This is a genomic window from Noviherbaspirillum sp., assembly GCF_035944575.1.
In the GTDB taxonomy this organism is placed as follows: domain Bacteria; phylum Pseudomonadota; class Gammaproteobacteria; order Burkholderiales; family Burkholderiaceae_D; genus Noviherbaspirillum.
Window position 1 is genome coordinate 1 of sequence record NZ_DASZBA010000123.1, and the last position, 12522, is coordinate 12522.

Consider the following 12522-nt stretch of genomic DNA (forward strand, 5'->3'; position numbering starts at 1 on the left):
AATCTGACAGGTATTGAGTAGCAAGACAGCCGACGAGGTTCGAACAAGAGAAGAATTATTGAGCTTGCCTTTGGCCTGACTGCATTTGCCTGCCGCAACAATCTCTGCCCGGGTGGCAACAAGCGCTCGCAGGACAGGCAAGTGTACAAACTCACGTAATACAGAAATTCTGTCGAGGGCAGGAAATGCCGTTATTCGCTTTTACGCTCCATTGAGCAATCTAATACCGGTGCAGAATCCGCTGCGGCGCACACCTTCCAAGCGGAAATGGAGAGGCGATGAGCCGGAATGGATTCAAGCTTTTCGATACGGCTTTGGCTGCACGCCTGCACCCTTCTTCTTCGTTTCATTTCTTTGCGTCTTCTCTTCCGTTGCTGCGTGCTTTCTCATGCTCTGCTCCAAGAATCGAGGCATCTTCGGCATACGTCCGGGCATTAAGGCAGGACGGCTTTTATGATTGTCGTCGCCCTGCTGCCCGACAGGCTGCGTAATCGCTTCTGTCGAAATCGGTTCCTTGCCCGCTCGTCTACGAAGCGAACTCGCATACAGGACTTTTGTGCCATTGGATTCTGTCAATGGATATCGCTCGGTGAGCCGTTGTTGCAGCATTTGAGCGATACCCATTTGCTCTTCGCTCAATCTTCCTCTTGCCTGCTTACCCGCTCCAGTCGGATGCAGGTCTGCCGTGGCGTCCAGCAGATCCAGAACAATTCGGGCAGCCGCCGTTCGGTCGGCCAGGTCGGCGCGAATTTTCGCGTTGAATCGTAGCATCAGTATCGAAGGAGATTTCAATTTCCGTTGCGCGTCATTGACAAAGCGGCGCAAGGACTCTACGTCAACACGATCTGTAATTCTTTCCCTGATACGCCGGGCAAGTGCAACACGCTGGTTGGTGTGTTCCGCCCATGCCCGCATCACCTGTGGATCAGGTGCGCTTGCGTCTTTTGATGTAGCCCGGTCCAGCGGCGAGCCGGTTTGGCTTACGCCTGATATGACCATGCCCAACTTGCCTGGCAATTGCGCTTGAATCTCCGACGCCGCATGATCAATTACTTCTTTCCATGCGCCGCTCTCTCTATGCAGCTTTTGAAGTGACGTGCTCCTGGTGCGTCGGGCTATCGGTCGGCGTGGAATGTTTTGAAGTGCACCATCGGAGGCAAGAACATTTTTCAGCACCTCGCGCGCTTCGCTGTCGTCAATCATGCGGTCATCGAGAAAAGCATGAGTTTTCGCTTTTTCCGAATCAACAAAGTCTTCATCGATCTTGGCAAACATTTTTCTTTCAAACTCGGCATAGCTTGTCACCTTCTCCTGCAATTCTTCTTGTGTAAGGGACGGCAAGGAGTTCCGACCATATTTATGCCCGCCGTTCACACCGAATGCAACCGTTGCGATCGTGCTCCACACATCCGTTTTCTCCGAGGCGGGAATTTCGGTTTGCTTCCGCTGTGGAGGCACAAACCCTGGCGTGCCCGCAATTGACTCCAAACCACCATGCTGCGCAAGCCCAAGATCGAACAATATCGGCTCTCCGGTGGTTCTATCGACCATGAAATTATTAGGCTTTATATCGTTATGGGCGATGGCGGCTTTTGCGAGATGCTGGCACGCATCGAACAGCCGGCGTGCGATGAACTGGATTGTTCCCCAGTACTGGGCGCTGGAAATACTGCCCGAATGCCAATGCTTCCGTAGAGCGTTAAATGCGAATGTGCCGTCAGGCCCCGTTATCTTGTCCATGATCAGCATGGACTCGCGTTTCCCATTGATTGTTTGTTGTGCAATGCCGTACACATTGACCAGATTGGGATGAGGACCGGCCTCATTGATAACATGTTCGTACATGGAAGCCTCATGCTCGAACTGACGGACCGCTTCGTCCAGATCTGATTCCGAATTGCCGATCGCCCTTTTGCAGATCAGCTCCGTGCCGTCTTCACACCGCATGACGGAAACACTGCCGTAACTGCCCTTTGCGATGTGTTCGTTCACGATGGAAGTGTTGCCCATGACTACATCAGGCTTGATTAGAAAGGGGTGGCCATTTTCCCACCGCAGATTTTTGGGCGCCATGATGCTCCATTCGGCGCGGTTGATTTTTTCCTTTAACTGATGACGGCTGCCTGGAAATGCTTCATAGCCTGCAGCTGCAAACGCTTTATTCAGGGCACTTTCCGCCTCCGCCAAATAGGGATGTTGAAGCTCCCGCAGCTTCTTTACTGATATGACTGTCGTGGGCTTCCGGTCCGATGCAGGACCTGCTTGAGCGAGATATTCGACGACCCTGGTCCGCACGTTCTCGATGACTTGCTTCTCCAGATGCGTCATCAGTTCAGCGTTTATTTTTCTTTGATCCAGCGGTTGCAGCATCGCCGTCAACTTCGCCTCAATTGACTTCAGACTTTCCGTCATTCTGTTTTGAAGTGCCGTATCGACTATTTCGCCATTGCGGGCGTTGGCTCGCACCATCGCGGCATGATAGTCATTTACTTTACGCTTGAGCGCAGTCAGTTTTGCCTCCAGTACCAGACGCTGCGTAACCGGCACCTTGTCGATGTGTTGTGACCCCAGCGGCTCCAGTCCCGCTGCCAATGCTTCGATTTTCATTGCCTGCGGATCGCTGCATACAGGTGGCGCCTCATTGAGGTCGAGTATGTCGAAATTTCCCGCGAACAATAGCAGTTGCAGGCCGACCAGAGGATAGGCGAGGTGTAGCGAACGATTGTTTTCAACAGGGGCTGCTAAGTGGTGGTCCCTTTCAGGACGACCGGTGCCGACTATTTTTGAGAAAAACATGTGCTGCAATGTTCTTTTCTTCGCATTTTCCGAAATGACGTGGCCACTCGGAGCGTGCTCGGCATGGTTGCTGTTGTGCCCTGTCCTGTTTTTGGGCGGTTCCGCATTGCCGCCCCGACGCCTCGGTGCAATCGAAAACAGACTATGGATAATGGATTTGCCGTGTATTTTCACTCTGCCGTCCTCAATAACAATTGCATCCGTCATGCAACTGGTATTGAGTGGCAATTCAATCGAACTAGTTCGAACGAAGTTCGAGTTTATGAAAACTCTTCAAGCGTCGATCCCGTTACTTTGTTGCCTGTACAGATGGATTTACCCATCCGCCACCCAGCACCCGATACAGGGTCACCTGATTCTGCAGCTGCGCCAGCGTGGTCTGCACAGCCGCCTGCTGTGCGGCGAACAGCGAACGCTGGGCATCGAGCAGATCGAGATAGCTCGCCGCGCCGCTCTGGTAGCGCAAGTCCGAGAGGCTGAACCGGCGCGCTTCAGCATCGGCCTGCGCCCTTTGCGCGCGCAGTTGTTCACCGTAGGTCGCGCGCCCGGCCAGCGCATCCGACACTTCCCTGAATGCGTTCTGGATCGCCCTTTCGTATTGCGCGATGGCGGCGTTGCGCGCCGCCTGCGCTACCTCCAGACCGGCCTGGTTGCGGCCGGCGTCGAAGATCGGCAGCAGAAGCTGCGGCGCCAGCGTCCAGACGAAAGTGCCGCCCTGAAACAGGTTGGACAGTTCCCTGCTCGCGCTGCCGGCGCTGCCGGTCAGGGAGATGCGCGGGAAGAATGCCGCCCGGGCGGCGCCGATGTTGGCGTTCGACGCGATCAGCAATTGCTCGGCCTGTCGGATGTCGGGGCGGTTGGTCAGCAGGTCCGAGGGCAGGCCGGCTTGCAGCTCGGATCCGATCACGGTAGTGGCCAGGGTCGCGCCGGCTACCAGCGTGGAGGGCAATGGCTGCCCGACCAGGAGAAGCAAGGCATTTTCATTGACGGCGCGTTGGCGCTGCAGCTGCGCGAGCGTGGCGCGTGCGCCTTCCACCAGGGATTCAGCCTGGCGGAAATCGAGTTCCGATACAACGCCGTTGTCGAATTTGAGCTTGGTCAGCCGCAGCGATTCCTCGCGCGCGGCCAGCGTCTGCTTCGTCAGCGCCAGCAGTTCGTCATCCGCCAGCAGGCTGAGATAGATGTTCGCGACTGATGCGATGAGGCTGATCTGCACATTCCGGCGGGCTTCCTCGGTGGCGAGGTATTGCGCAAGCGCGGCCTCGCTCAGGTTGCGGATGCGGCCGAAGAAGTCCAGTTCGTATGCGGTGACCGTCAGGCCGCCGGTGTAGGTGGTGGTGGAGCCGCCACCGGTGCCGGGCTGGCGGCTGCCGGCAAGGCCGGCGTTGACGGTCGGCAGCTGGTCTGCCTGGCGAATCTGGTACTGCGCCCTCGCTTGCTCGATATTGAATACCGCGACACGCAGATCGCGGTTGTTTTGCAGCGCCAGCTCGATCAGCTGCCGCAGCCGTGGGTCACCGAAGAACCGTTGCCATTCAACGGTGGCGGCCGATCCGCCTGCATCGGCAGCGGGTCCGGCAAGCGGAAAGCTCGCAGGGACCGGCGCCGCAGGCCGCTCATACATCGGGGCAAGCGACATGCAGCCGCCGAGAAACAGCGACAGGACCAGCGGCAACAGGACGGGTGCCCGTTTCCCGGTTGCGGAAAACGCCGCAGAAAGTGAATATGTTTTCTTCATGTACCTGTCTTTCTTATGGTGCCGGCGCGGTGGTGGCTGTCGGGACGGGAACGTCGTCCGACTCGTGCGCATAGCGCTTTCTTTGCCGCTCGCTGCCTTTGAATATGCGGCGGATGACGACGAAGAATACCGGCACGAAGAATACGCCCAGTGCCGTCGCGGTGATCATGCCGCCCATCACGCCGGTACCGATGGCGCGCTGGCTGGCCGAACCGGCGCCAGTTGCAATCACCAGCGGCAGGACGCCGAGAATGAACGCCAGCGAGGTCATGATGATCGGACGGAAACGCAGGTGACAGGCTTCCAGCGTCGCCTCGATCAATCCCTTGCCCTGCGCCTGCAGGTCCTTGGCGAATTCAATGATCAGGACGGCATTCTTCGCGCCGAGTCCGATGATGGTGATCAGCCCGACCTTGAAGTAGACGTCGTTCGGAAAGGCACGAAGATTCGCCCCGAACAGCGCCCCCAGCACGCCGAGCGGCACCACCAGCAGCACCGACACGGGAATCGACCAGCTTTCATACAGTGCCGCGAGCGCCAGGAATACCGCGAGCATTGCAAAACCGAGCAGGACGAATACGGTCGAACCCGACAGCTTTTCCTCGCGCGACTGGCCAGTCCACTCGAACGCAAAACCGGCCGGCAACTGCGCCGCCAGCCGCTCCATTTCGTTCAATGCATCGCCGGTGCTGCGGCCGGGCGCGGCGTCGCCGGAGATCCGCATGGTGGGATAGCCGTTGTAGCGTACCGTCTGCATCGGCCCGACAACCCAGCGGGTGGTGGCGAATGCCGACAGCGGCACCGTCTGGCCCTTGGCATTGACGGCATTGAGCCGAAGTAGATCCTCCGGCTGCATGCGCGCAGGCGCATCGGCCTGGACCACGACCCGCTGCAGACGTCCGGCATTCGGGAAGTCGTTCACATAGGCGGAGCCGAGCGACGTGGAAATGGCGGCGTTGATCGCATCGAAGGAGACGCCGAGCGCATTGGCTTTCTCGCGGTCGATATCGAGCTGCAATTGCGGCGCATCTTCCAGCCCCTCCGGACGGACGCCGGCCAGGACCTTGCTCTGCGACGCCAGCCCAAGCAGCTGGTTGCGTGCCGCCAGCAGCGCTTCGCGTCCGTTGCCGCCGCGATCCTGCAGGCGGAAGGAGAAACCCGTGCCGCGGCCGAGTTCCGGGATGGGCGGCGGGCTGATGGCGAAAATGATCGCGTCCCTCAAGCTGCTCAGCGCACCGGTGGCGCGTCCCGCCAGCGCCTGCGCGGTCATGCCGGGGCCGGTGCGTTCATGCCAGTCCTTCAGCGTGACGAACGCCAGCGCCGCGTTCTGGCCGCTGCCCGAGAAGCTGAAGCCCAACACGGCAACCATGCTTTTTACTTCCGGCTGCTTGAGGATGTAATCCTCCACTTCGCGCATTACTCCCGATGTACGCTCCAGCGTTGCGCCGGGCGGCAACTGCACGTTGGCGATGATGTAGCCCTGGTCCTCGTTCGGCAGGAAGGACGATGGCATGCGCACGAACATCAGGCCGACCACCGCAATCACCGCGGCGAAGACGATCATGGTCCGGCCGGTGCGTGCCAGCAGCCATGCGACCCATTTTTCATAGCCCTTGGCGGTGCGGGAGAAGCCGCGATTGAACCAGCCGAAGAAGCCGCGCTTCTCGTGATGGTGACCGGCTTCGACCGGCTTGAGCAGGTGGGCGCACAGCGCCGGTGTCAGCGACAGCGCGAGGAAGGCGGAGAACAGGATGGATGAGACCATCACCGCCGAGAACTGGCGGTAGATGTTGCCCACCGCACCGCCGAAGAATGCCAGCGGCACGAAGACCGATGCCAGCACCACGGTCACGCCGATGATGGCGCCGGAGATCTGGCCCATCGCCTTGCGCGTCGCCTGCAGCGGCGGCAGCCCTTCCTCGCTCATGATGCGCTCGACGTTTTCCACCACCACGATCGCATCGTCGACCACGATACCGATCACCAGCACCATGCCGAACATGGTGAGCACGTTGACCGAAAAGCCGAGCGCGAGCAGCACCCCGAGCGTTCCCATCAGCGCCACCGGCACGACGATGGTCGGGATGATGGTGTAGCGGAAGTTCTGCAGGAAAAGATACATCACCAGGAACACCAGCAGCACCGCTTCGGCGAGGGTCTTCACTACCTGCGTGATGGAGATGTCGATGAAGCGCGAACTGTCGAACGGGATATCCCATTTCATGCCGGCCGGGAAGTAGCGCGACAGTTCGGTCATGCGGTTGCGCACCGCCTCCGCGGTCGCCAGCGCGTTCCCGGTCGGCGAAAGCTGGACGCCGATGCCGGTGGATGGCTTACCGTTCAGGCGTGCCGACGTGCCGTAGTTCTGTCCGCCGATTTCGATGCGGGCGACATCTTTCAGCCGTACCGTGGAGCCGTCCGGGTTGGCGCGCAGGATGATGTTGCCGAACTGTTCGATGCTGCTCAACTGGCCCGGCACCACCACGGTGGCGAAAATCGATTGGCCCGGCACGTTCGGCAGGTCGCCGATGGTGCCGGAGGATACCTGTGCGTTCTGCGAACGGATCGCATTGTTGACGTCAGCCGACGACAGGTTGAAGCCCACCAGCCGGGCCGGATCGATCCATACCCGCATCGCCCGCTCGGTGCCGAACAACTGCGCCTGGCCGACGCCCGGCAGGCGCTGGATTTCCGGCAGCACGGTACGCGACGCGTAATCGCCGAGCGCGATCGGGTCCCACTTCGGATCATCGGACGACAGGATGGTGAACAGCAGGAAGTTCGAGCGCGCCTTGTCCACCCTGACGCCTTGCTGGACTACCGCTTGCGGCAGACGCGGCGTCGCCCTGCCCAGCCGGTTCTGCACGTCCACCTGGGCGAGATCGGCATTGGTGCCGGTCTCGAAACTGAGCGTGATGGTACCGGTGCCGTTGGCCTGGCTGATCGACTCCATGTAGATCAGGCCCGGCGAACCGTTCATCTCGCGCTCGATGACGCTGATCACGCTGTCTTCCAGTGTCTGGGCCGATGCGCCGGGATAGGCGGTGGTGATCACGATCGACGGCGGCGCGACCGGCGGATACTGGGCGATCGGTAACTGGGTCATCGCGACCCCGCCCAGCACCAGGATAAACAGTGCGATCACCCAGGCGAAGATTGGGCGGTCAATAAAGAAACGGGCCATGCGGCACTCCTGTGATTAGCGGTTTCCGCCAGCGGCCGGAGCGGCTGGTGCGGCAGATGCGGATGCGGCAGGCGGCGTCCCGCCGGACGGCGTGTTCTGTGCCGCGGCTTTCCAGGGAACCGGTTTGACCGGTGCGCCCGGCACCATCATTTTCTGGAAACCGTCGACGACCACCTGTTCGCCTTCCTTCAATCCTTCCAGCACCACCCACTGATTGCCCTGCGCAGAACCGACCTTGACCTGGCGCGGCGCGGGCTTGCCGTCGGCGCCGACGACGATGACCGAATCGCCCTTCTCTCCGCCGCGCGTTACCGCCTGCTGCGGCAGCAGGATGCCGGACGGGATTTCCGTCTGTGACAGGCGCACGCGCACGTACTGCCCCGGCATCAGCAGGCCATCGGGATTGGGTACTTCGGCTCGCAACGTGATCTGGCCGGACGTCGGGTCGACGCTGATGTCCGAGAACAGCAGCTTGCCCTTGCGCGGATATTCCGAGCCGTCATCCAGCATCACGGTGACGGGCACCGGCTTGTCCGCCGACTGCACATCGCTGCCGTTCGCGGTCCTGCGCAGGCGCATCACTTCGCTCGCGGACTGGGTGAAATTGACGTATACCGTGCTGGTCTGCTGGATCAGCGCAAGCTGCGTCGCCTCGGCAGCGCTCACCAGCGCACCTTCCGTGACGAGGGCGCGGCCGATGCGGCCGGCAATCGGTGCGTTCACGGTGGCGTATTCGAGATTGATGCGGGCGGTTTGCACCGCCGCCTTGCCGGCCGCCACATCCGACTCCGCCTGCTTCTGGCTGGCGACCACATTGATGTATTCCTGCTTGCTGACGGCATTGGCTTCGACCAGCGGCTTGTAGCGTTCCGCCTGGGCGGTGGTCTGCGTCAGATTGGCCTGGGCTTTTCCGAGCTGTGCCTGGGCACTCTCGAGCGCCGCGCGATACGGCGCCGGGTCGATCTGGAACAGGACCTGCCCTGCCTTGACTTCGCTGCCCTCGCGGAACAATCGCTTCTGCACGACGCCATTGATGCGGGCCCTTACCTGGGCAACACGCAGCGCTTCGACACGGCCCGGCAATTCGGTCTGCAATGCAACCGGCTGCAGGGCGGTGGTGACGACGCCCACTTCAGGCGGCGGGGGTTTGGCGCCGCCACCGCCCCCATTGCCTGCGGCGGCCGGTGCGGCGGCGTCCTTGGAGCCGCACGCAGCAAGAACTGCCAGCATGAGCAGCGAGCAAACAATGTTGCGTATTTTTGCTGGCGGGGCGGATAAACGATTGCGCATCACGATGAGCACCTTCAGGAGTGAATGGAACGACGGCGAAACAGTTGAATTTCGCTACGGCGGCGTGAACCGGAACAGTTGCAGGTGCATAAGACCGTATTGCACCTTCGCATGTGCAGGTTGCCGGCTGCCACTTCACATGCCTGGCATGCCGTCGTCAACGAACAATTGATTATAAAAAAATGGCCCGGTTCGATTTCTTTTTGCCGGGCAGAACGACGGACAGTATAAACTAACCTACAAGAGTGTATGTATCGCACTGTATCGCTCCCCCGAGCGCTTCCGATTCATCGAATTTCACAGGATTCGCTAACGTGCGCAGAACAAAAGACGAAGCGATGGCCACCCGCGACGGCATCCTCGACGCGGCGGCCTTGCTGTTCCAGAAGCAAGGCGTATCCCGCACTTCGCTGCAACACATCGCCGCCGCCGCGGGAGTGACGCGCGGCGCCATTTACTGGCATTTCAAGGACAAGGCGGCCCTGTTCAACGCAATGATGGACCGCGCCACCATGCCGCTGGAGAGCGCACTGGCATGCACCGACAACGCCGGGCTGGCCGATCCGGTCGGCGACGTGCGGACCTGGGTGCTTACCGCCTTCCGGCTGACGGTGACCGATCCTGTTGCGCGACGGGCATTCGAGATTGCCACGCATAAAGTGGAGTATGTCGAGGAACTAACGGCGGTGCGCGATCGCTATATTGCCAACTATAACCAATGGCTGGTGCGCTCGGAGAAGCGGCTGAAACTGGCGATCAAGCGCGGTTTGCTGCGCTCCGGCATCTCGGCGCGGGTTGCGGCGCTGGGCTTATGGGCAATGGCCGACGGCCTTATCCGCCTCTGGCTGCTTGACCCGGCGGCGTTCGACCTGCAGCGTGTCGGCCGGCAGGTGCTGGACGCGCATCTGGATGCCTTGCGCATCCCGCAAGCGCTTTAAGGTTGCCCGATTACTTTCTTCAGCATTGCCATGGTGCGCACCGTCGCGCCGCGATGCTGATTGGCGAACCGTAGTGCGCTGTCACTCATCGCAGCCCGCTCCTCTTGCATTTGCATCAGGCGCATCGCATGGCCAAGCATGTCGTTCGCATCCTTCACGCGCAGTGCGGCGCCGGCGTCGATGGCATCGCCGCTGATCTCGGCGAAGTTGAAGGTATGCGGGCCGATCAATACCGGCTTGCCCACCGCGCAGGCTTCGATCAGATTCTGGCCGCCCAAGGGCAGGAGGCTGCCGCCGATGAAGGCAAGGTCGCATGCGCTGTAGTAAGCAAACATTTCGCCCATCGAATCGCCGAGAAGCAGTTGCACATCGCCGGATAATCCGCCGCTGCCCAATGCCGACCGCCGCTGCATCCGCCAGCCCTGTTCACCGATCAGGCGGGCCACATCATCGAAGCGCTGCGGATGCCGCGGCACGATGACGATCAGCAGATTTCCGATATCCCGGCCGCGCAGCGCATCGAGGATCAGCACTTCCTCGCCTTCCCGCGTGCTGGCACACAGCAGGACCGGACGCGCGCCGACCTGCCCGCGGATCTGCAGCCCTTTCTCGACGGCCTGCTGCGGGGGCGTGACGTCGAACTTGATGCTGCCGGTCACCTGCACATTGGCGGCGCCGAGCTGCCGCAGCCGCTGGGCATCCGCCTCGGTCTGCGCGGCGATGCAGGACAAGCCGTGCGCGGCTTCCGTCATCAGGCCGGACAGCCGTTGCGCCTTCGCCAGCGAGCGCTGGGACAGGCGCGCATTCACCAGCGCCACCGGCACGGCATGCCGGCGGCATTCTGCGATCATATTCGGCCATACCTCGGTTTCCATCAGGATGGAGATGGCCGGCCGGAAATGCTTCAGAAAGCGGCCTGCCATCCATCCGGTGTCATAGGGCAGATAGCATTGGACCACCCGCGCTCCATGGGCGGCGAACAGCAATCGGCCCGTGTCGCGGCCGGTCGCGGTCATGTGGGTGAGCAGGATGCGGTGTCGTGGATAGGCGTGCAACAATGCCTCGACCAGCGGCTGGGCCGCCCTCGTTTCGCCGACGGAAACCGCATGCACCCAGATCATCTGTTGCGCCTTGTCGAGCCGCTGGTAGAAGCCGAAACGCTCGGCAAGATGCCGCCGGTATCCGGGCTCCTTGCGTCCGCGCCACCAGAGCCGGGCCAGCACCAGCGGCAGGGCCAGCCACCATGCAAGGGAATAAAGTACGCGGCTCATCGTTGCTGCTGCTCCGTGACGCAAGCCGGCATTTGCGCGGCTACCTTCCCGTCACGGATCGACGATATCGTGTTCATGACATTGCCGACTTCGTTACAGCGAGCAGGCGGTCGACGGCGGCTTCGACTTCTTCCGGCTGTGGGGGCGCGCCGGTGTCGCCGAGGTTGACGATATTCGCCGACCAGTTGCCTTCGGTTTTCCAGCGCGGCGAATCGCAGTACAACTCGACCGTCGGCCGGCAATAAGCAGCGGCAATGTGGGTCAGTCCGGTATCGACGCCGACGGCCAGCCGGGCGCGCTGGGCGAGCAGCACCGCTTCCATCATCGGCAGCTTCGGCAGCACTCGCGCGTTCGGCATGCGGGATGCCAGGTCTTCGGCCGCCTGTTTCTCGGCGGGACTGCCCCAGGGCAGCAGCACCGGAAGCCCGCGAGCGGCGACCATGTGACCCAAACGGCCCCAGTGGGCAGGCGCCCATTGCTTCGCGGCGCGCGCGGTGGCGTGAAAGAAGGCGGCATACGGCTGCTCGGGAAGCCATGACGGAAGCGTCTGGAACGGCGGCGGCTGCAGGTCGAAATCGGCCGGGGTGTCGACTTCGTAACCCAGCGCCGCGGCGGTGACCAGCCGGCCGCGCAGTACGCCGTGCGTGCGCAAGCCGACCGGCACGCTCATCGTGTGGAAGACTCGCGAGATGCCCTCATAGCCGGAGCCCTCCGTGCCGTTGGCGAGACCGACGCGCCTGCCGCCGGGTGCGAGACGAGCGAGTCGCATCACCAGTCCGGTCTTCAGTAAGCCCTGTGTATCGAAGATCACGTCGTAGGCGGTGCTGCGCAACCGGGAGGAGAACGCGCGCATCTCGCCGCGCGTTGGTTCGGTGAACAAGGTCTTGCGCCAGCGGCGCAATGCGAAGGGAATGATATTGCGCACACCCCGGTTCAGCCTGACCAGGTCCGCATAGGCCTCCTCGACCACCCAATCGATCTGCGCATCGGGGAAGCGGCGCAGGATGTCGGCAACCATCGGCATGTTGTGCACCACGTCGCCGAGGGAAGACACGCGGACGATAAGAATCTTCATCGGGGTCGTCATGCTGCGCAGCCGGCCTGGCAACTCAGAACGGCAGTTGCGCGCTCGGCATCGCTGTGACGATGGCTTGCCTGAATTGCTGCTGGATGCGCTGCAATGCGTGCTGCGACTCGGCTTCGAAGCGCATCACCACCACCGGCGTGGTGTTGGACGAGCGCGCCAGCCCAAAGCCGTCCGCATACTCCACCCGCAAGCCGTCAATGGTGATGATGCGCTCGGCA

At 61.5% G+C, this 12522-nt stretch carries 7 protein-coding genes and 1 pseudogene; 1 reads left to right on the top strand and 7 read right to left on the bottom strand.

Features of this window, described 5'->3' with window-relative positions:
• Nucleotides 1-294: 294 nt before the first annotated feature.
• The 4 genes from VGU61_RS08160 to VGU61_RS08175 all read right to left on the bottom strand — a co-directional run bounded on the left by VGU61_RS08160 (nt 295) and on the right by VGU61_RS08175 (nt 9008).
• Nucleotides 295-3003, bottom strand: coding sequence for a protein kinase domain-containing protein (locus tag VGU61_RS08160; protein ID WP_326858617.1), 2709 nt, complete (start codon nt 3001-3003; stop codon nt 295-297).
• Nucleotides 3004-3085: 82 nt separating this feature from the next.
• Nucleotides 3086-4534, bottom strand: coding sequence for an efflux transporter outer membrane subunit (locus tag VGU61_RS08165; protein ID WP_326858618.1), 1449 nt, complete (start codon nt 4532-4534; stop codon nt 3086-3088).
• A gap of 13 nt (nt 4535-4547) precedes the next feature.
• The gene (locus VGU61_RS08170; protein ID WP_326858619.1) at nt 4548-7718 is read right to left on the bottom strand and encodes an efflux RND transporter permease subunit; all 3171 of its coding nucleotides are present in this window, start codon (nt 7716-7718) and stop codon (nt 4548-4550) included.
• 15 nt (nt 7719-7733) lie between these two features.
• On the bottom strand, nt 7734-9008 hold the full coding sequence (locus VGU61_RS08175) for an efflux RND transporter periplasmic adaptor subunit (protein ID WP_326858622.1): 1275 nt from the start codon (nt 9006-9008) through the stop codon (nt 7734-7736).
• Nucleotides 9009-9322: 314 nt separating this feature from the next.
• On the opposite strand from VGU61_RS08175, the gene VGU61_RS08180 reads away from it, so the two are divergent.
• Nucleotides 9323-9946: a TetR family transcriptional regulator gene (locus tag VGU61_RS08180; protein WP_326858620.1), complete on the top strand. Its 624-nt coding sequence runs from the start codon at nt 9323-9325 to the stop codon at nt 9944-9946.
• Here VGU61_RS08180 and waaA read toward each other — a convergent pair.
• The 3 genes and pseudogenes from waaA to VGU61_RS08195 all read right to left on the bottom strand — a co-directional run.
• Entirely contained in the window at nt 9943-11217 is a 1275-nt protein-coding gene (gene waaA, locus VGU61_RS08185; protein ID WP_326858621.1) for a lipid IV(A) 3-deoxy-D-manno-octulosonic acid transferase, read from the bottom strand. The two genes, VGU61_RS08180 and waaA, sit on opposite strands and share 4 nt — an antisense overlap.
• Nucleotides 11218-11290: 73 nt before the next feature.
• Complete coding sequence (gene waaC / locus VGU61_RS08190) at nt 11291-12292, bottom strand: lipopolysaccharide heptosyltransferase I (protein ID WP_326858623.1); 1002 nt, start codon at nt 12290-12292, stop codon at nt 11291-11293.
• A gap of 34 nt (nt 12293-12326) precedes the next feature.
• Nucleotides 12327-12522: pseudogene (locus VGU61_RS08195) on the bottom strand (phosphomannomutase/phosphoglucomutase); the annotation flags it as partial.